At 59.6% G+C, this 19394-nt stretch carries 17 protein-coding genes and 1 pseudogene; 7 read left to right on the forward strand and 11 right to left on the reverse strand.

Annotation, left to right across the window (positions count from 1 at the left end):
* Nucleotides 1-333: 333 nt before the first annotated feature.
* Genes cas7c through cas5c form a run of 3 tightly spaced genes read right to left on the reverse strand, consistent with a single transcriptional unit; the run spans nt 334 to nt 3643 of the window.
* A complete protein-coding gene (cas7c, locus tag BSU04_RS44590; protein ID WP_089166539.1) occupies nt 334-1206 on the reverse strand; it encodes a type I-C CRISPR-associated protein Cas7/Csd2 in 873 nt (290 codons plus the stop codon).
* Complete coding sequence (cas8c, locus tag BSU04_RS44595) at nt 1203-3020, reverse strand: type I-C CRISPR-associated protein Cas8c/Csd1 (protein WP_089166540.1); 1818 nt, start codon at nt 3018-3020, stop codon at nt 1203-1205. Before cas8c ends, cas7c begins: the two co-directional genes overlap by 4 nt.
* Complete coding sequence (gene cas5c / locus BSU04_RS44600) at nt 3017-3643, reverse strand: type I-C CRISPR-associated protein Cas5c (RefSeq protein ID WP_089166541.1); 627 nt, start codon at nt 3641-3643, stop codon at nt 3017-3019. Before cas5c ends, cas8c begins: the two co-directional genes overlap by 4 nt.
* A 162-nt stretch (nt 3644-3805) precedes the next feature.
* Between cas5c and istA the strand changes: the two genes are divergently transcribed.
* Together istA and istB are read left to right on the forward strand one after the other, a co-directional pair.
* Nucleotides 3806-5329, forward strand: a complete 1524-nt coding sequence (gene istA, locus BSU04_RS44605; RefSeq protein ID WP_089166542.1) for an IS21 family transposase — start codon at nt 3806-3808, stop codon at nt 5327-5329.
* 11 nt (nt 5330-5340) lie between these two features.
* Entirely contained in the window at nt 5341-6108 is a 768-nt protein-coding gene (istB, locus tag BSU04_RS44610; RefSeq protein ID WP_089166543.1) for an IS21-like element helper ATPase IstB, read from the forward strand.
* 75 nt (nt 6109-6183) lie between these two features.
* On the opposite strand, the pseudogene cas5 reads toward istB, so the two are convergent.
* The 5 genes and pseudogenes from cas5 to BSU04_RS44630 all read right to left on the reverse strand — a co-directional run.
* Nucleotides 6184-6330: pseudogene (gene cas5, locus BSU04_RS44615) on the reverse strand (CRISPR-associated protein Cas5); the annotation flags it as partial.
* A gap of 96 nt (nt 6331-6426) precedes the next feature.
* Complete coding sequence (locus tag BSU04_RS46975; RefSeq protein ID WP_179258647.1) at nt 6427-6585, reverse strand: hypothetical protein; 159 nt, start codon at nt 6583-6585, stop codon at nt 6427-6429.
* A gap of 480 nt (nt 6586-7065) precedes the next feature.
* Entirely contained in the window at nt 7066-7791 is a 726-nt protein-coding gene (locus BSU04_RS44620) for a PepSY-associated TM helix domain-containing protein (RefSeq protein ID WP_373452931.1), read from the reverse strand.
* Nucleotides 7792-8005: 214 nt separating this feature from the next.
* Nucleotides 8006-9070, reverse strand: a complete 1065-nt coding sequence (locus BSU04_RS44625; RefSeq protein WP_089166544.1) for a serine/threonine protein kinase — start codon at nt 9068-9070, stop codon at nt 8006-8008.
* An 84-nt stretch (nt 9071-9154) separates the two neighbouring features.
* The gene (locus BSU04_RS44630) at nt 9155-9367 is read right to left on the reverse strand and encodes a hypothetical protein (RefSeq protein ID WP_047895387.1); all 213 of its coding nucleotides are present in this window, start codon (nt 9365-9367) and stop codon (nt 9155-9157) included.
* A 332-nt stretch (nt 9368-9699) separates the two neighbouring features.
* Between BSU04_RS44630 and BSU04_RS44635 the strand changes: the two genes are divergently transcribed.
* The 4 genes from BSU04_RS44635 to BSU04_RS44650 all read left to right on the forward strand — a co-directional run bounded on the left by BSU04_RS44635 (nt 9700) and on the right by BSU04_RS44650 (nt 13670).
* A complete protein-coding gene (locus BSU04_RS44635) occupies nt 9700-10956 on the forward strand; it encodes an MFS transporter (protein WP_256983959.1) in 1257 nt (418 codons plus the stop codon).
* Nucleotides 10957-11248: 292 nt separating this feature from the next.
* On the forward strand, nt 11249-11434 hold the full coding sequence (locus BSU04_RS44640) for a hypothetical protein (RefSeq protein ID WP_031357016.1): 186 nt from the start codon (nt 11249-11251) through the stop codon (nt 11432-11434).
* Between the two features lie 316 nt (nt 11435-11750).
* On the forward strand, nt 11751-12533 hold the full coding sequence (locus BSU04_RS44645; protein ID WP_089166545.1) for a DUF1295 domain-containing protein: 783 nt from the start codon (nt 11751-11753) through the stop codon (nt 12531-12533).
* A gap of 51 nt (nt 12534-12584) precedes the next feature.
* The gene (locus BSU04_RS44650) at nt 12585-13670 is read left to right on the forward strand and encodes an SAM-dependent methyltransferase (protein ID WP_089166617.1); all 1086 of its coding nucleotides are present in this window, start codon (nt 12585-12587) and stop codon (nt 13668-13670) included.
* Nucleotides 13671-13709: 39 nt separating this feature from the next.
* Here the strand turns inward: BSU04_RS44650 and BSU04_RS44655 are convergent, their stop codons facing one another.
* Both BSU04_RS44655 and BSU04_RS44660 read right to left on the reverse strand, forming a co-directional pair.
* On the reverse strand, nt 13710-15182 hold the full coding sequence (locus tag BSU04_RS44655; RefSeq protein ID WP_089166546.1) for an amidase: 1473 nt from the start codon (nt 15180-15182) through the stop codon (nt 13710-13712).
* A 78-nt stretch (nt 15183-15260) separates the two neighbouring features.
* Complete coding sequence (locus BSU04_RS44660; RefSeq protein WP_089166547.1) at nt 15261-15956, reverse strand: dienelactone hydrolase family protein; 696 nt, start codon at nt 15954-15956, stop codon at nt 15261-15263.
* A gap of 746 nt (nt 15957-16702) precedes the next feature.
* Here BSU04_RS44660 and BSU04_RS44665 point away from each other — a divergent pair.
* Complete coding sequence (locus tag BSU04_RS44665) at nt 16703-17848, forward strand: branched-chain amino acid ABC transporter substrate-binding protein (protein ID WP_089166548.1); 1146 nt, start codon at nt 16703-16705, stop codon at nt 17846-17848.
* Nucleotides 17849-18056: 208 nt separating this feature from the next.
* On the opposite strand, the gene BSU04_RS44670 is transcribed toward BSU04_RS44665, so the two are convergent.
* A complete protein-coding gene (locus BSU04_RS44670; RefSeq protein WP_373452932.1) occupies nt 18057-19280 on the reverse strand; it encodes an MFS transporter in 1224 nt (407 codons plus the stop codon).
* Nucleotides 19281-19394: the final 114 nt, after the last annotated feature.

A 19394-nucleotide genomic window follows, 5' to 3' on the forward strand; every position in this document is an offset into this window, starting at 1 on the left:
CGACAGTTTCAGGCTTTATCGACTCGCAATAATCCTGCGGGGATTACACCCTGTGATTTGAAGCCGATTAGTTTTTCAATCTATGGGTTCGTCGGGCTAGACGTTGCTAGCGCGCCGAGGGAGAAGACATCGTGTTTTAATCCACGCGCTCGTGAAGAGCGCGACCGTCAATGCGGGGTCATGCGCATGCGTCCATAGTGTTTCAATCCACGCGCTCGTGAAGGGCGCGACGTACATCGATCGACAACTTTCGGGCACCAGCAATTGTTTCAATCCACGCACTCGCGAAAAGCGCGACATTATTTTTCGGGGTGGGGCGCGTTGGTCATCAGATCAGATTCGATCGATGACTTCGACGCCGCGCGCAATCTTCGTTGTATCGATCGACACGGCGTAGTCGGAGAAGTATCGAGCGGGCAGATCGGCTCCCTCTTTTACGCGATCGACTTTTACTGCATCGAATAGCGTATGCGCCGGCGCGTTGCCCAAAGCGTTTTCGTGCTTGAACACGATGAGTTTGCGCGCGGCCATTTCGCCGCGGGCCGCTGAGCGATCGTGCTCAAACATGTTGGTCAGCGAACGCCAGACGAGTTCGAGATCGTCTTCAGTGAAGCCGGTGCGTTCGGCAAGCTTCGCAGATATGAAGCCATGCGCCCGATATAGTCCGTAGGGCAAGATATGTTTTCGACCCATCGTGCGGTTAGAGTTCTCGGCGTCCTTTTCGGTGGTGACGGCCATGCGCGTGATGGAGACTTCCATCGGCACGACGGGTTCTATCGATTTAGCGAAAGCCAGTTGAATCGGACCGCGCACTTGTCCGCAGTTCACGCCGGTGCTCATGACTGCACCGAAGGCCCTGATATCGAAGAAGTTCGTGCACATCCATTTGGTGAGCGCTTCCGCGTCCTTCGCATCCTTAGGCAGCTTCTTGTCCACCGGGACGAGATTGAGCGCCGCATAACCCAGTTTGTGCTGAAGATTGAGCGCGGCTTTCTCCTGCATATAGATGGCGTGACCGGCCTTGTTGCCACTCTCCAGCGTCACGTAATTGCGAATCTTCCGTTTCAGGCAGACATCGGTGACGAGGCCGAGATTGGTTTCGGGATCGAGACGGGGCAGGTTTCCCGCATCGGGATCGCCGTTCGGATTGCCGTTGGTGACATCGAACAGATAAACGAATTCGTAGCGGTTAGCGAGGATGGTCATACGGTTGTCTCCAGGATGTCGCTGGTGATGATTTCTGCGGCGTCGTCTTTGCCAGCCTTCGAGCGGAAACGTTCGTTGCGCTGGTGGTAGTAGCCGATGGCAAAGCGGCCCTGGTCTTCTAGTCGAAGCGTCTTTGGAAATTCACAGCCAAGACCATCGATAATGTGTTGCATTTCTTTTTCGAGCGATATCGCGAGTCCTTTTTCCTTCGGGTCTTTCATCGCCTTGGACAAGTGGTTTTGCGCGCCACGCATGAGGACCGGAAATATGCCTGCGGGCATGGCAGAAGCGGACCCGTAATAATGGTCCTTGATGCTCGCACTGACAGAGTGCAGCGCGGCTTCCTGAATGCTTTCCAGCACGGAGAACAGCCGCCCGAGCAAATAACCCGGCGCGGTATTGCTTCTATCGAGACTCACAGGGACCTCCTCTTGAACATCTTCATTGTCGAGACGCTGGTCGCGTGTCAAAACGGCTTTGCACAACGCCACGCGAAGTCCGGAAATATCTCCATCTGCGCGCATGCGCATGATCGCGGCGCTCAACAAAGTGCGCGGGTAACGTCCGCCGCCGAGCACCGCGCGCATCACCGATCCTGCTAGTTGCGGCGAGACGTTTTCAGTCTTTTCCTGTGCCGCGATAGCGCGCAGCAGGCGCCAGGGGGCTGGTGGCGTTTTCCACGGCGTGGGTTCGATCGCGAGATCGTCGTAATGCTGTGAGAATCGTTTGGTGAACACGCCAATGCTCTCGCAGAACCAGTAGCGGACCGAAAGCCGGGACGCATTCGGTGACAACCCAAGCACGAATATCTTTGCGGCTGAATCGAAATTCAGATCGAGGTCGTGCAGCGCACGTCCCTCCGATACCCCATCAAGCGCATGCTTGAGCTTGGCGGCTTCGGCGGAGTCGCTGGGCGGTGGTTCAAGCGTACTGAAGAACAGGCTTTCCGCTGCTTCCTGCTGGTGTTGATCCTTGGCTTGCGCCCAGAACACCACACTTGCGTCACCTATCTGAACGCATTGACGATGACGCGGATCGCGCAGCAACAAGTGGTTCAGCACCGTTGTGTAAGCGAAGGCCGCATGCACGGAAACGGGTGAGTTGGCGCCGCGATCCTTGCCGTATGAGTTGAAGGCGTCGAGGTTGAACGAGACAATGGATGCCCCTGACGCCTGCGATCCCCACACGCCTTTAATAGCAGGATGAAGACGCGCGATCGGGCGCGCTTCTCCACTGACCAGGCACAAGCCAAGGGTCGCTTCGTCGGCTGCGCTGTAGCGCTTGACCAGTTCCTGCGCCGCGGGTCGCTCGTGGATGTAGCCAGGTTCACCATCGAGCCGGAAGACGACGTTCGCGCTGAAAATGGCCGGGGTGTGTTTAACGATGTGTTCGCACTGCCGCCACTCGCCCGGAATCCATGTTTCTATGAACTTGCGTAACGCGACAAGCCCATCGTCGGTTGCCCCGGCGAGACGATCCAGATGGAGATCCTTGAAAACTTCGCATGATCTCGGATTGAGCGTCGGTGTATCGGCCCCCGCTTTTTGCTCCACACCGAGAACGAATGCGGTCTTGTCCCACAAAAAAAATGGAGGTGGTGCAATACCGGAGCGTTTAAACGACGCAGGAACAGTGAGCATTGTCCACTTCGATTTCTTGTCGGCGCAATCGCTGAGATTAATGACGTCCTTCACTTTGCCGTCGCGATTCAACAGGATCGAGTAGCCGACCTTTTCCTGCGTCAATCCGAACGCGGGTACCTTGCCCTGAGCAGCGAGCCGTTCGTAATACTCGACAAGAGCGGTGAGGATCATGCCGGGCGTTCCACGAACGGTAAGGGCGGAACGTCGATCCAGCCATCCTTCATGGACGCCCTGAAGAAGTGCGGCGTCATGGCATTCTTGAAGTCGATGTCGTGAAGCATCCAGCCGAGATCCTTCACCTTCATGAGCGATGAATGCGGCTCGCAGAGGGGGGCATCGTCTTCCAGCAAACTGAAACAGGCGGGAAATTCACGCACGCCTGGGCATGGGATTTGAAAACACTGACCTTTGCGCGCGCGCCGGTTAAAGATATCGAGGTGTTTGCCGATCGAGTCTCCTTCTTCGGCCTTATCGGTGAGTTCGATGTGCGCTTCAATGATGTACGCCACGTCCTTGAGAATGTACGCCGCGCGTTGCTGCCGGTCTTCATCAACGTAGTTGACGAGGCCCTTCAGTGTGCCGTTTTTCATGGCCGATCGCGCGCTCGATGCCGGGATCTTGCTCGCGACTTCATTTCGACGGATAGTGTCGAAGCGAATCTCGTTGAGCACCTGAATCCGGTCGACGACCCAACGAATGGCCGGTTTCCAGTGAATTGTGGGTATTCCGGAGCATCGTGACCGATGATTCCGGCCGAACGTGACCGACCATTCTGGTTCATCGTGACCGCTCATTCCGGGCGAACGTGACCGATTTCGGAGGACCTCCGGAATCACTGGTCACGATACCGGAATCATCGGTCACGATGCCGGAATGGCGTTGTACGGCGCAGGAATGATGTTACGCATATGAGCAACTGAGTGGGTACGCTTCCAGCTTTTTCGTCTGGAGACAGCGTGCCCGCACCAAGGATCAATATGCGTAAGATAAAAGACGTATTGCGTTTGAAACTGGACGCCAAACTTTCACACGAGCAGATTGCTGGCGCGCTGGGCATCTCCAAAGGCGTCGTCACCAAGTATGTGGGGCTCGCCGCGGCAGCGGGCCTGGACTGGCCTATGGTGCAAGATGCCGACGAGATCACACTTGAGCGGCGACTGCTGGTGGCGCCCCAGAAGCCACGTAATCATGTCCAGCCGGACTATGGTCGCCTGCACCAGGAGTTGCGCCGCAAGGGCATGACGCTGATGCTGCTGTGGGAGGAATACCGGGCCGAGCACGCGGACCGCCAGACCTACGCCTACTCCCAGTTCTGCGACAACTATCGGCGCTTCGCCAGGCAGCTCAAGCGCTCGATGCGGCAGATTCACCGCGCAGGTGAGAAGATGTTCATCGATTACGCCGGCCCCACCATCGCATTGACCGATGGCAGCCGGGCCCACATCTTCGTCGCCGCGATGGGTGCCTCCAGCTACACCTTTGCCTGTGCCACGCCGCGCGAGACGATGGCTGACTGGCTTGAATCAACGGCGCGCGCACTGAGCTTTTACGGCGGCGTGACCCAGCTCATCGTGCCCGACAACCCACGTGCGCTGATCTCGGACGCCAACCGATACGAACCGCGCAGCAACGACACGGTGCTCGACTTCGCGCGCCACTACGGCACCTCGATTCTGCCGGCGCGTCCCTATCATCCGCAGGACAAGGCGAAGGCGGAGTCGGCGGTGCAGATCGTCGAACGCTGGATCATGGCGCGCCTACGTCATCAGCAGTTCGCCAGCGTGCATGAAGTGAACCAGGCTGTCGCGCCTTTGCTGACGCGGCTCAACGAGAAGCCGTTCCAGAAGCTGCCCGGTAGCCGTGCAAGCACCTTTGCCGCACTCGACGCGCCGGCCTTGCTGCCCTTGCCGTTGCAGCGCTATGAGATGGCGCACTTCAAGACCGTCAAGGCCCACATCGACTATCACGTCGAGGTCGAGCAGCATCGCTACAGCGTGCCGCACGCACTGGTCGGGCAAGTGCTGGAAGCGCGCATTACGATCGCGGTGGTCGAGCTCATGCATCGCGGGCAGCGAGTGGCCAGCCATGCGCGCAGCAGCCGGCACGGCGGCTTCACCACCACCGCCGCACACATGCCGGCCGCGCATCGCGCCCACATGGAGTGGACGCCGCAGCGCCTGATCCACTGGGGTCAAAGTATCGGCCCGGCTACCGCCGAGGCGGTGACGCGACTAATGCAGGAGAACAAGCATCCCGAGCACGGCTACCGCGCCTGCCTGGGTTTGCTGTCGCTGGCTAAGCGCTTCGGCAAGCCCAGGCTTGAAGCGGGCTGCACGCTGGCGTTGCAGATCGGCGCCTGCCAGTACCGCCACGTACGCGACATCCTGGTCAACAACCGTGACCAAAGCGCGCCAGCAACAGCCGGCGACTGGGTCAGCCCCAACCATGCCCACGTCCGCGGCCCCGGCTACTACCAATGAGGAATTCTGCAATGATGATGCACACCACTTTGGCGCAACTGCGTACATTGAAACTGGACGGCCTGGCGACGGGCCTGGAAGAACAACTGACCCAGCCCGGCATGGCTGCGATGAGCTTCGAGGAACGCGTGGCGCTGCTGGTTGACCGCGAAGTACATTGCCGCAACGACCGCAAGTTGCTGCGTCTGCTGAAGAACGCGCATCTGAAATATGCGCAGGCGGCCATCGAGGACGTCGACGCTCGCTCGGGCCGCGGGATCGACCGGCGCGAGGTAATGAGCCTGGCATTGGGAGACTGGGTTAGTGCCGGCCACAGTGTCTTGATCACCGGTCCGACTGGCGCCGGAAAATCCTGGCTCGCCTGCGCACTGGCGCAACACGCCTGTCGTCGAGGGTACTCCGCCATCTATCAGCGTGTACCCCGCCTGCAGGAAGAACTACGCATTCGGCACGGCAGCGGGGCCTTCGGCAAATGGCTACTCCAGTTGGCCAAAACTGATGTGCTGGTCCTGGACGACTGGGGCATGGGCGCAATCGACAGCACGACCCGATCCGATCTCCTGGAAGTCATTGACGATCGCGCTGCCAACAAAGCCACGATCATTACGAGTCAATTACCAGTTGAGCACTGGCATGCCTGGATCGGCGACGCCACCATTGCCGACGCCATTCTCGACCGGATCATGCAGCGCCATCATCGATTTACGCTGACCGGCGACTCGCTGCGAACGGAACGACCAACAACCAGCAAAAAGGAGCAAACTATCGACCCATCGTGACCGCAGATATTACGATCTAATCGCGTAGCACCATCTCATGCGCAACGGTCACGTTCAGCCGGAATGAGCGGTCACGATCACCGGAATACGCAGAATTGCTTCCAGGATGCCGCGCGCAGCGGACGGTGTGATGACGTCATAGGACACGCGCTCAACCTTCATCTCCGGCCGGGTGAACAACGCGCGCTCGCCCTGGACGTGCAAACGTATTCCGTATGCCACGGTTCTCTCCTTTGTATGTCGCGATGGGATGCGTGATCGGCTTCGACCGTTACTCCCTCTGCCTCACCGGGTGGATCAAACCGGTCTGGAACAGGCTTAATAAATCAGCCGGCCAGGGTCGGGAAGCATGGGTACGTCAAGCTGCGAACCATAGCGGTGGCTGTACAGATCCATGGCAACAAGCTGCATGAATTGCGTGCCTGAGTTGCGTGCCTGAGTTGCGTGCCTGAGTTGCTTGCCTGAGTTGCGTGCCATAAAGCGGGCCGTACAGTTGGGTTGGTGCGCGATCTTCGCGCCCCACGTTGCGTGGTCCACGCGCGAGCCACCACGGATGCGCTGTTGGTATGCGTCGGTGTACTTACCAAGGTGGTGGAGTTTTTCGGCGGTTTCCGCAAGTTTGGATGCGCCGAAGTGCGTGCCGATTGCACTGCGAGTTGACCGACCGCGTTGAGGTGTTGCGGGAGTGCTTGCCAGCCGCCTTCGTCCGGATTTGGCGTTGAATGTGCGTGAAAAACTCGAGTCACGGGCGCCGCCTTTTCGGGAGGATTGGTGGGCGCTGCGATCATCGAAATCAAGCGACTAAGTTTGCCGCCATGCCGCTGATCGGCCCGGGTCTGAGTGAGCTTAATATCGGCGGCATCTTAAAATTCGGTTTGAAACGTAATAATTGTTGTGATGCGCGTGGTTTTCGCGGGTTCCAGATTCAGGCACCCGCGCAATTGAAGACCGAAGCCATCACATCAACCCCATCCAAACCATCGCCACAATCGACGCCATCACAATCATCGCGCCCACCGTCTTGCGCTTATTCAACTCGGTCCAGAGCAACACGCCCGTCAGCGACAGCAGAATAATGCTACCCGCCAGGGTATCGATCAGCAGCACCCAGCCCACGCTCAATCCCACGCCTTTGTGCAAGTTGCTCATGGTCGCGAGAAAGCTGTTCTCGCTCTTCTTCACCGATACAAAGCCGTTCCCCACCCAGTATTCCGCCGATACCGACCCGCTTGGCGACGCCACCGCCACCGTCCACAACTCCGGTTGCATGGTCTTCTGATCGCCCCAGCCCACCGCGTGCGCAGACTCACGTTTCGACCGGCCGATATTGCCGTCGAGCCTGAGTTCCTGCTTGAGCCATTTCCCGAGTTCCATCGGCGACTTGAGACCGTGTTCGGGTACGGCCATTTGCATTTGCGAAACCTGTGGTTCTCCGCTCGAAATCTTCAGCGGACCGGCGCGATGATTCAGCAGAAACCCCGTTGTCCCGAACAACAACCCCAGCACGGCGCCCCACAAACCGACCCAGCCATGCACCTTGCGTAGCCATTTGATGAAGGTTGCGCGGCGCGAACGCTGTTTGCGAACGTATTGCTCGGCGTCGTCAATAGGGCGGCCGGCGCGCGGCGCGTACGGCATCGTGGTCACGTTGGACGCGGGTTCAAAAGTCTCAGGCGCGTTCACGCGTCTCTCCAAGGGCATGGCGAATAAGGGGATGCGTCGGATGGATTTCTCATCGATGCGGCTAACAAGCACATCGGCGATGTCAAACTTTCAAATGATAATGGTTATCATTACATGAGCAATAAAAATCTTCAATAGTCACGTTACGCGGCCGGCGCAGGAGGGGCGCGCCAGCCGCGGCAAAGAGACACGGGCAAACGACCGCCGAAACCCGTCAAACCGGCCAGAGCGGACCTTCTTCCATCGCGCCGACCTGCTCACGTAACTCCAGAATCCGGTCTTCCCAATACCGTTGCGTGTTGAACCACGGAAAAGCGGCGGGAAACGCGGGATCGTTCCAGCGACGGGCCAGCCACGCCGCGTAATGAATCAATCGCAGCGTGCGCAGTGCTTCGACCAAGTGCAGCTCGCGCGGCTCGAAATCGCAGAAATCTTCGTACCCGGCCAGCAAATCCCCTAATGCGCGCGTTGCCTCCGGGCGGTCGCCCGGCAGCAACAACCACAAATCCTGGATAGCAGGCGCCATGCGGCTATCGTCAAAGTCGACGAAGTGCGGACCCGCGTCTGTCCACAACACGTTGCTTGGATGGCAATCCCCGTGCAGCCGGATGCTTTTGACGTCACCGGCTCGCTCGTAGCATCGCTCGACCCCTTCCAGCGCCATTTTCACCACGGTTTCATACGCTTGCCGCACGTCCTTCGGCACAAATCCGTGGGTCAGCAAAAACTCGCGCGGTTCGTATCCGAAGGTCTGGATATCGAGTGAAGGCCGTTCGACGTACGGCTTGATCTGCCCGACCGCGTGAATCCGGCCGATAAAACGCCCGAGCCATTCCAGCGTCTCCGGCCGGTCGATATCCGGCGCACGCCCGCCGCGCCGTTCAAAGATCGAGAACCGGAAACCCTCGAAGGTATGCAGCGACGCGCCGTTCAGCACGCGTGCCGGAACCGCCGGGATTTCGCGTTCGTAAAGCGTCGAAACGAAAGCATGCTCTTCGAGAATGGCGTCGTCGGACCAGCGCAAGGGCCGGTAGAACTTCGCGACCATCGGCGGCCCGTCTTCCATGCCAACCTGGTACACACGATTTTCGTAGCTGTTGAGCGCAAGCATGCCGCCGTCGGTGCGTTCGCCAAGCGGCATCAGGACGCTGTCGAGCGCATCGAGCACACGCTCGGGCGTGAGTTCGGCGAAAGGCGGAGGCGGGAGATTAGCGTCGTCGCCGGAGAGAGACAGATTGTCTCCGGACGCGCGCGGTGCATCGGAATGGTTCGGGTTCATCCCTGCATTGTGACGCGCATCGCGGGGGGAAGCATCAGCGATGCGCGCTTACAGCGAAACAGAGTTCTGAAACGCGGTAATTCCTTAATGCATGAGCGCGTTGGTCGGGCGAACGAGTTCGCCGGTATCGATCAGATCTTCGAGGAAGAAGGGTTCCGTGTTTAGCAGCTCCGACGTGCCGGGTTCATCCGCGTACCAGGCGACCATGGCCATGTCGCCGAGAATCCGCATGACGATCCCGCGTGCGCCTTGTGGCACAGCGATATGGACGGAGCGAACGATTGAACCAATTTGCATGATGACTCCCCGAGGTGTGCCGGCAAAACAGTGCGCGTGCCGGTCGGTTCTGCATGAAGCACAGGAGCGTGAGGTCCAGTGCACGAAACTGAAGTGCCGCGCGTAAATTCCTCGAATGCCTGCAAACTGCAGTCCTGTTCCGATGATTTCGGCTGAAACGATGTTCTACTTTAGCGCATCAATTCGCGTGGGTCGAAAACTTGCATCGCTTTGGAACAACGAATTTTCATCCAACTGTTTTTCGAAAGTTGATTGAAAGCGCTCGGCGCGGCGTCCGGCACAACCCTGACGATCACGGTATCGTTAAGGCATTCGCCACCGGAGATCCACTTGTGACTTCATCGCCGGCGCCGTCCCGGTCAGCTTCGTCCACCTCGCTTCCCCCTGATCCCTTGCCGTATCTCGAACGTGGCTCGCCTGCTTACTGGCAAGCGGCGATTGCCTTGCTATTTGCAGGCTACGCCACCTTCTCGCTGCTCTACTGTGTGCAGCCGCTCCTTCCGGAGTTCACCAAGACGTTCGGCGTGAGTCCGGCGCAAAGTGCGCTGTCGGTATCGGTGACGACGGCTTCACTCGCCGTGGCGATTTTTATCGCCGGCTTTGTTGCAGAGGGCTGGAGCCGGCACCGGTTGATGACGCTGTCGCTGACGGCGTCGTCATTGCTGACGATCATCGTGGCGTTCTTGCCGAGCTGGCACGCGCTGCTGTTCGTGCGTGCGTTAGAAGGTCTTGCGCTTGGCGGCGTACCGGCCGTCGCAATGGCCTATCTCGCGGAGGAAGTGCATCCCGACGGCCTCGGCCTCGCGATGGGACTCTATGTCGGCGGCACGGCGATCGGCGGCATGGCCGGGCGCGTGGTCAGCGGGATTCTCGCGGACTTCTTTTCGTGGCGCGTGGCTATCGGCGGGATCGGGGTGCTTGGGCTGCTCGCCACGCTGGCGTTTCGTGCGCTCCTGCCGCCATCACGACGTTTCGTGCCGCGCGCCGGGATGGGATTTCGCCATCATCGGACAGCGCTGGCCGGGCATCTGAAAAACCGTGGCCTGCGATGCGTGATCTTGATGGGTTTCGTGCTCATGGGCAGTTTCGTGACGCTTTATAACTACGTCGGGTATCGGTTGATCGCGGCACCGTTCAACCTGAGCCAGACGGAAATTGGCGCAATCTTCGTGGTGTATCTGACGGGCGTGGTGGCATCGCCCTGGTCCGGAAAAATGGCCGATATCTTCGGCCGTGGCCGCGTCCTGATCGCCGCGCTCCTGCTAATGATTTTCGGCGTGGCGTTGACTTTGTCGAGTTCGCTGCCCATGGTGATCGCCGGCATCTCATGCATGACATTCGGGTTTTTCGCCGGGCATTCGGTCGCAAGCGGCTGGATCGGCTTGTTGGCGAAAGGCCCGAAAGGACAGGCAGCCGCGCTCTATCTGCTGGCGTATTACATCGGCTCCAGCGTGCTTGGTTCGTGGGGTGGGCATTTCTGGACTATCGCCGGCTGGCCGGGCGTAAGCAGCTTCGTATTCGTTCTGCTGTTAATCGGTTTGGGCGGCGCCGAATATTTGCGTCGGAGAGAACGGCACCTGAACGCTTGATCGCGTACCTGATCGCTCATCTGACCGCTTATCTGACCGCTTATCTTGCCGTTTAGATACACGTGTGAACGTAATGAAAGTTATTTGTAAATACTGGCGGGCGAGGGTTTTTCCGTATCCGCTTAAAACATCTGGCCGCGAAGTCCCGCTCCATAAGGCGTTTCGTGGATCGTTCGCTAACGTTTGCGCAAAGCGGCACAAATAAAGCTCAAACAACGGCCTATACTCGAATCGACAGTGCGACGTCTCATGCAACCAGGTGGACGCTGAGCACGAATGATGGGAGACGAGTATGACCACCTACTTCACGATCGGCGACTTCATCCTGATTATCCCGATGGCGCTTGCAGGCATTCTCTTTCTCGGCGCTGTACCGTGCGCAACGCAATTCCGGAAGAACACGCTGCGTGTATTTGGCGCGCTGCTCGGCGTGCTGATTGCGTTTTTGCTGGTGGAAGGATTGCCGGCGCTGGTTTAGCAGTCCGATGGGCTGATTGGCGCGGCGAGTTAAGGCTTCGGTTTCCACTTTCCACGCCTGTCGATCGGAAACGGTGTGTCGGAAGACGCACCGTTTCCGCGTTCCCGGTTATCGTCGGGAATATCTCGTGCTCGCGTTCGTTCTGAACGTCGACGCTTGCTGTGCTTCCACTACTGCTTGGCTACCTTGCGTCGGCGCATCCGCCGGAGGACAACGTGCGTAATTACTCCAAGTCGTAGTCCGGGTCGTAATTGCAATCGCTCTCCAGTCGATGCCATCTATATCTAACGAACAAAAAATCGACATCGAGGAATTCATGCCACCGCTCACCGTTGCCGTTATCACTTTTATCGCGCTCATCGTTGTTTTCACGGCGGTCTGGGCTTGGCAAATCAAATCGAAGAATGCCGGGATGGTCGATCCCGTCTGGGCGATGTCGCTAGGCGCGGTCGCAGTGCTGGTCGCAGTACTCGCCGAGGGCGACCTCCACACGCGGGTCGTGGTCGGAATTGGCGGGTTCGTGTGGGGCATTCGGCTCGGTCTGCATCTTTGGAAGCGCAATGCCGGTCACGCTGAAGATCCCCGGTATCACAAGTTCCGCGAGCAATGGGGCGCCGATGCGAACAAAAAAATGTTCTGGTTCTTCCAGATGCAAGTCGTGATTTCGATGCTGCTGTCGCTCGCGTTTTTCGTACCGGCCTATCGTGCAACGCCGCCGGGCGCTGCCTGGGTCGCGCTGGCGGCGGTGATCTGGGTGATCTCGATTTTGGGCGAAGCGCTCGCCGACCATCAGTTGCGCGTGTTCAAAGCGGATCCGGCGAATCATGGCACTGTATGCCGCACGGGCTTGTGGCGTTATTCACGGCACCCGAACTATTTCTTCGAGTGCGTGCATTGGGTCGCGTACATCCCGCTCGCCATCGGCGTTGGCGCGTGGATTTTCGCCATGCTGTTGCCGCCCGTGCTGATGGCGTGGCTGCTGATGAAAGTCTCGGGCGTCCCCATGATTGAAGCGGAATCGGCTAAAAAGCGCCCGGGATATGCCGATTACATGCGTACAACCAGTGCATTGATTCCATGGCCGCCGCGTCATCCTTAAATAATAATAGCGAGGAGTTTCCACATGAGCGACCTGCCATCGCGAGCGGTTATGTCACAACCACAAGAAAAAGAAGTGCCGACGGAGAACTGGCTGATCGACTGGTGCGAGCGCGGCCGGCTTCCAGACTCGCTCGTGCGCATGGGAATGCGCCGCCTGATGAAACAGCGTCTACGCGATGAGGGTATCGACGATGGGGAAGCGCGTTCGAAGCGCTTTAATCGTCTGGTCGATGAACTGCGGGCAAGCCCGATCGCGATCGAAACGCAAGCCGCGAACACGCAGCACTACGAGGTGCCGGCGGCGTTTTTTCATGGCCATTTGGGCGAGCACCTGAAGTACTCGTGCTGCTTGTATCGGACGGGAACGGAAACGCTCGATCAGGCCGAGCGCGCCATGCTTGATGAATATGCCGTCCGCGCGCAACTCACCGATGGCCAGCGCATTCTCGATCTCGGTTGCGGCTGGGGTTCGCTCTCGCTGTGGCTGGCGGAAACTTATCCGCGCTCGCAGATCGTGGCTTTATCGAATTCGCAGGGGCAGCGCGAGTTTATCGAGAGCGAGGCAGCCGAGCGCGGCATAACCAATCTGAGCGTGGTGACGGGGAATATCGTCGATCATCAGTTCGATCCGGCATTGCTCGGCGATGGGTTTGACCGCGTGTTGTCGATCGAGATGTTCGAGCACATGAAGAACTATCGATTGTTGCTGAACAAGATCTCTGGCTGGATGCGCGAGGACGGCAAGCTTTTTGTGCATGTGTTCGCGCACCGCACGCTGGCTTATCACTTTGAGGTGAAGGACGGCAGCGACTGGATGTCGAAGTACTTTTTCACGGGCGGGACGATGCCGTCGGAGGCGTTGCTGCTGCATTTCCAGGACGATCTCACCATTGACCGTCAATGGTGGGTCAGCGGCGCGCATTATGAAAAGACAGCGAATCACTGGCTGGCGAATCTGGACGCGGCGCGCACCGAATTGATGCCGCTGATGGTCCAGACGTATGGCGCGGCTGACGCCGGTATCTGGTTTCAGCGCTGGCGCATGTTTTATATGGCGGTGGCCGAGTTGTTCGGGTACGCGGGCGGCAACGAATGGGGCGTCGCGCATTACCGCTTTTCCAAGCGCTCAGGCTAGGTTGTCGTCTCTTGGGTTGGGCAAACCCAAAGCCTTCTTTCACCTCGCCGCCATCAACGCCGGGCGGCGGGCGAACCACGGCCTCGCGGCCTCTAGTTGCGCCGCCAGCCGGAACAACGTGGCATCGTCGTTTATCCGCCCGGCGAACTGCACGCCGATCGGCATGCCGCGGGCGTTCCAGTAGAGCGGCACGGACATCGCCGGCTGACCGGTAAAGTTGAAAAGCTCCGTGCAACCCGCCCAGTCAAACGCCTTCTTGGCAGAAACCGACAACATCCGCTGCAACAACGGTTCAATAGGAACCGCCGAGAGCACGTGCATCTGGAAACGCTCGAATTGGCTCGGCTGCTTGGCGCCGATCTTGAACGGTGCGGCCGCCAGCGTGGGTGTCAACAACACGTCATACCGCGACATCAGCGTAGCCATCTTCGCCTTGAACTGACGCTGCGTTTCCAGCGCCGCCGGCAGATCGCGCTCGCCAATCTTCCGGCCAATATGCGCCATCGCCCACGATGCAATTTCGAAATCAGCGCGCTTCGGTTTCTGGCCGCTGATGCGGTCGGCATGCAGCACAATCTCTTCGGCCAGCACCGACCACATCACTAGGAACGCATAAGCGAGCACGCCGAAGTCGAGCCCGAAAGACGCCGGCTCCACATGATGACCGAGCGATTCAGCGAGCCTGGCGGCATCGTCGAGAGCGGCTTTTACATCCGCCGACAACGCCCCTGCAAGCTGCGGCTCTTCCATATAGCCGATGCGCAACGGCCCGCACGGCTCGCCGGCGGCCCGGAAGAAAGCGCTCGATTGCCCGGACGACGTGAGATCGAGCAACAGGGCGCTGTCGCGGACACTGCGCGACACGGCATGATCCACCCCCAGGTCACCGGGTGCGGGCAGCAGTTGCGGCTGTACTTCGCTCGACGGCTTGTAGCCGAAGAGCCCGCAACACGACGCCGGGATGCGGATCGACCCGCCGCCATCCGCCGCGTGCGCGAGCGGGACGATGCCGCCTGCGACCGCCGCCGCGGCGCCTCCGCTGGAACCACCGGTGGTGTAATCGAGTCCCCACGGGTTGCGCGCCGGGCCGAACAACTCAGGTTCGGTGTACGGCATCTGGCCAATTTCCGGCGTGTTGGTCTTGCCAAAAATGTTGAGCCCGGCCTGCTTCGAGCGCGCAACGATCGGCGAGTCTTCCGTGGGCGTGAAATGCTGGAAATGGCGGCAGCCCATAGACATCCGCAAACCCGCGACCGCCGCACCCAGATCCTTGATGAGGTAGGGAACACCCGCGAGCGGACCTTGGCCCAAGGTGCCGGAGCCGTCGCGCCCGCCACGGCTCGCGCGGTTACGCGCTGCCTGATAGTCCTTCAGGACAATGGCGTTGAGCGCCGGGTTGACGGCTTCGGCGCGCGTGATTGCCGTATCGATCAGTTCCCGCGCGCTAACCTGGCCGCTGCGCACGAGCTCGGCCAAGCCGATCGCGTCGTAGTCGAGATACTCGGACTGCAAGGTTCCCCCTACTTTAATGCGGTTGTGTCCCGTCTTCTAAGGCGGCCAACCGTGCAGTCCGCGCGGCAGTGCGCCGAGTCAGGAATGCTCGCCGAGGAACGTGAGTGTGCGGCCGTGCGCCAGTGCCGACGCCGCTTGATTGTACGATGCGCGGTCCGTGCAATTGAAGCCGTGATCGGCGCCCGGGTACACGTGGACCTGGGCGTCCTTGCCCGCGAAGCGCTGCTTGACCGAGTCAACCGCGGCGGACGGGATGTGGGCGTCGAGTGCGCCGTAGTGGAACTGCATCGGCACCTTGACCTTGTCGGCCTGGTCCAGCTCGTTCTGGATGCCGCCGCCGTAGTAGGCCACGGCGATATCGAATGCACCTTGAGCAGCGGACAAATACGCCAGCCGGCCGCCGAGACAATAACCGACAGCCGCGACCTTGCCCGTGACTTCCGGCAGTGCGCGCAGCGCGGCGGCGGTGGCGGTGACATCGGCGACTGCATGCGCCACGTCGAGCTTGCCGTAGATTTCCATTGCCTTCTCGCGGTCTGCGCCGTCGTAGCCGAGTTCCACGCGCGGCTGGACGCGCCAGAAAATGTCCGGTGCGAGGGCGACGTAACCATCGGCCGCGTACTGGTCGGCCACGGCGCGGATATGCGAGTTCACGCCGAAGATTTCCTGGATGATGACGACGCCCGGACCTTTGCCGCTTTTGGGCAACGCGAGATAGCCCTGGAAGGTGTCGCCGTTTGCAGGAATGTCGATCCAGCGGGATGTCACGGTCATGATGAAGCTCCTGGCTGATGCCTGAATGAGTGGGGCCAAATGATAGGGGACGAAAGGGGACGAACCGCAGCCGAGCAGTGTGCCACCATTCGATGCGCCTTGCTGGCAAGGGCGCGGGCTGTAAAGAGGCTGTAGGCCATGCACGCGGCGGCGCGCTTTTAGCGACGATTCCGCAACTTTGCGCAGTCGTCATGGAGCACGGCACCCGGCTGTAAAGCGGCGACTAGTTAATAGTGCTAACCCCAGTGCTTATCTGAGTGGATCACTGAGTCGATCACTGAGTCGATCACTGAGTCCGTCACTGAGTCCGTCACTGAGTCCTTAACCGAGTTCTTAACCCGCGCAATTGACTTGAAACAAGCGGACAGGATATTAACGGCATGGCCGGCTAAAACTAAAGCGTTGCCTCTAGCATGCCGTGAACGCTCACTTGGGAAAACGTGTCAATCTGCTGAAGAACCGCATGAACAGGACCTTTGCGCACTGCACCAGCACACTTTCAATCGCTTCTCAACACATCTCTTATTAGTAGTCTCACCACTATCCTAAAAAACTTCCCCAAATTAATTTGACAACCCTACACTTGCGCGCAGTACGGATGCTGGTCGTCATAAACGGCCCGCGGAAGTACGAGCCAAGTGCATGACGATGCATCCGGCGTGGTCGTCCACGGGGCTGAGCGAAACGTGACGAAGACGAAGCACAGGGCGACACCGTTGTTTTTGGGACCGAAACTGGAGACTTACATGAACACCAAGCTTCACAAATTGTTGCCTATCAGCGCTGCAGCGCTAATGTTCGCCTCGATGGCAACAACCGCTACGGCCGACGAGGTCGTCAAGATCGGTCACGTTGCACCGTTGACCGGTGGTATTGCCCACTTGGGCAAGGACAACGAAAACGGCGCGCGCCTCGCAGTTGAAGAAATCAATGCCAAGGGTCTGACGATCGGCGGCCAGAAGATCACGCTTCAACTCGACCCGCAAGATGACGCGGCTGACCCGCGTACGGCTACGCAAGTGGCGCAGAAGCTCGTCGACGATAAAGTCGTCGCCGTGGTTGGCCACTTGAATTCGGGCACCTCGATCCCGGCTTCGAAGATCTACAGCGATGCGGGTATCGTGCAGATTTCGCCGTCGGCAACGAACCCGGTGTACACGCAGCAAGGCTTCAAGACGACGTATCGCGTTGTGGCAACCGATGCACAACAAGGTCCGGCACTCGCTAACTATGCATCCAAGGAACTTAAGCTGAAGAGCGTCGCGATTGTCGATGACTCAACCGCTTACGGCCAGGGTCTCGCGAACGAGTTCGAAAAGACTGCCAAGTCGCTCGGCATGAACGTGATGTCGCATGATGCGACCAACGACAAGGCTGTCGACTTCCGCGCAATTCTGACGAAGATCAAGGGCGAAAATCCTGACGCTGTGATGTTCGGCGGCATGGACGCAACCGGCGGCCCGTTCGCGAAGCAAGCCAAGCAACTCGGCCTGCGTGCCAAGGTACTGGCGGGCGACGGGGTTTGTACCGACCAGTTGTCGTCACTTGCTGGCGATGCAACCGACAACATCGTCTGCTCGGAAGCCGGTATGGCGCTCGAGAAGATGGCGGGCGGCGCGGAATTCGCGGCCAAGTTCCAGAAGCGTTTTGGCCAGCCGATCCAGATCTACGCTCCGTTCACGTATGACGCGGTGTACATCATTGTCGATGCTATGAAGCGCGCCAATTCCACCGATCCGGCGAAGATTCTGGCAGCCATGCCGAATACGGATTACAAGGGTGTGATCGGCGAAACGACCTTCGACTCGAAGGGCGACCTGAAGCACGGCGTGATCTCGCTGTACGACTACAAGGGCGGCAAGAAGACGCTGCTGGACGTGGTCAAGATGTAATTGCCGCGAGCGGTCATGGTCGTGATGTTTCGACCAAGGCCGCCTTCGACGATTTTCATTCTTAAAAAAACGCGCTGATTTCGGTCAGCGCGTTTTTTTTGCGCGGTGATTTGGCAAGTAGTCGCCAATGAATTGATCAATGCTTATCGAATGGTTGGCGCTTGCGGCCGGTTACCGTGGTGCAATCCGGTGACCGCGACGTGTCCGTTCACAGCTTCAACTGTTTCATGATTCTTGGTCCCACGAGCGCGATCAGCGCGGCGCACGCCGCGACCACCGACAACCCGATCGGCAACGTGCTCAACTGCGCCACACCGCCTATCAGCACCGGCCCGAACAGCAAGCCGAAGTAAGCCAGCCCCGCGACCTGCGCCAGTCCTTCCGCCGGGCTCACGCCTTCCACACGCGCCGCCGCCGCGAACAGCACCGGCATCATGTTCGCGAGTCCAAGCCCCATCAGCGTGAATCCTGCGAGCGTGACGACCGCATTCGGAAGCAACAGCGCCGCCAGCATGCCGACAAACGCCAGCGACGCGCTCGCGAAGATGAGCTGAGGCGCGCCGAAGCGGGCACGCACCGCGTCGCCGCCGAAGCGTCCGGCCGCCATGCCGCCGGTGAAGGCCGCGTAGGCCGCGCTGGACAGCGCAGGCGTGGCAAGCACAACGTCGCGCATGTAGACCGTTGCCCAGTCGTACATGGCCCCTTCGGCGATCAACGCGACCAACGCCATGCCGCCGAGCGCCCACAAGGCCCTGGAGCGCCAGCGATTCGACGACGACCCGCCATGTACATGGTCCGCGTGAGGGACGTGCGGCAGCACGGCGGGCATCGACACCAGCAGCACGATCAAGCTGACCACTGAAGCGAGCGCGAGATGCGCGGCCGGCGGCATGCCGTGCGCGAGCAACGCGCCGCCGGCGGCCGCACCGGCCATCCCGCCGACACTGAACATGCCGTGCAGCGACGACATGATGGGCCGCTCGAGCGCTTCTTCAACGGCGCTGGCTTCCGCGTTCATGGCGACATCGAGTGTGGCCATGCTGAAGCCGAACAGCGCCAGCACGACCAGCAGCAGCCAGTAGAACGGCGCGACCAGGATCAGCGCGCCGCAAATCGTCATGCCGATACCGCCGGCGAGGCACGCGCGACGAGTGCCGACGCGCGCGATCCACGGCGCGTTGGTGAGCATCGCGACAATCGAGCCGAGGGCAACCGCCAGGAGCGCAATGGACAGCGATCCGGGACTCAGGTGAAATTTGTCGCGCACCGTGGGCACGTGCACGCCCCAGGAGGCGTACAGCATCCCGGCGATGAAAAACACGGCCATGGTCGCGTAGCGCGCACGCTCGCGTTTTGCCGCGGGAAGCCGCCGATGCACGGCATTCGGGGTGTCGTGCCCGACGGCGCGGGCACTTGAGACAGATTCGGACACAGGAATTGCTCTCTTTGCTTTCTTGTTTTAACGGCCGGCCCTTTCATTGGCCGGCGAAGCTTTCAATTCTAACGGGTTGCGGACGGACCTGGTTTTAGTGCTTTAAGATCGCAA

The organism is Caballeronia sordidicola (assembly GCF_002220365.1).
In the GTDB taxonomy this organism is placed as follows: Bacteria; Pseudomonadota; Gammaproteobacteria; order Burkholderiales; family Burkholderiaceae; genus Caballeronia; species Caballeronia sordidicola_C.

Bases quoted from the DNA above. Each gene is read 5' to 3' on its own strand.
- BSU04_RS44660 (WP_089166547.1), bottom strand. From the start codon at position 15,956: ATGACCGTGACATCCCGCTGGATCGACATTCCTGCAAACGGCGACACC.
- istB (WP_089166543.1), top strand. From the start codon at position 5,341: ATGATGATGCACACCACTTTGGCGCAACTGCGTACATTGAAACTGGAC.
- BSU04_RS46975 (WP_179258647.1), bottom strand. From the start codon at position 6,585: ATGGCACGCAACTCAGGCAAGCAACTCAGGCACGCAACTCAGGCACGC.
- BSU04_RS44630 (WP_047895387.1), bottom strand. From the start codon at position 9,367: ATGCAAATTGGTTCAATCGTTCGCTCCGTCCATATCGCTGTGCCACAA.
- cas8c (WP_089166540.1), bottom strand. From the start codon at position 3,020: ATGATCCTCACCGCTCTTGTCGAGTATTACGAACGGCTCGCTGCTCAG.
- BSU04_RS44665 (WP_089166548.1), top strand. From the start codon at position 16,703: ATGAACACCAAGCTTCACAAATTGTTGCCTATCAGCGCTGCAGCGCTA.
- cas7c (WP_089166539.1), bottom strand. From the start codon at position 1,206: ATGACCATCCTCGCTAACCGCTACGAATTCGTTTATCTGTTCGATGTC.
- BSU04_RS44645 (WP_089166545.1), top strand. From the start codon at position 11,751: ATGCCACCGCTCACCGTTGCCGTTATCACTTTTATCGCGCTCATCGTT.
- cas5c (WP_089166541.1), bottom strand. From the start codon at position 3,643: ATGAGCGGTCACGATGAACCAGAATGGTCGGTCACGTTCGGCCGGAAT.
- BSU04_RS44650 (WP_089166617.1), top strand. From the start codon at position 12,585: ATGTCACAACCACAAGAAAAAGAAGTGCCGACGGAGAACTGGCTGATC.
- BSU04_RS44625 (WP_089166544.1), bottom strand. From the start codon at position 9,070: ATGAACCCGAACCATTCCGATGCACCGCGCGCGTCCGGAGACAATCTG.
- BSU04_RS44640 (WP_031357016.1), top strand. From the start codon at position 11,249: ATGACCACCTACTTCACGATCGGCGACTTCATCCTGATTATCCCGATG.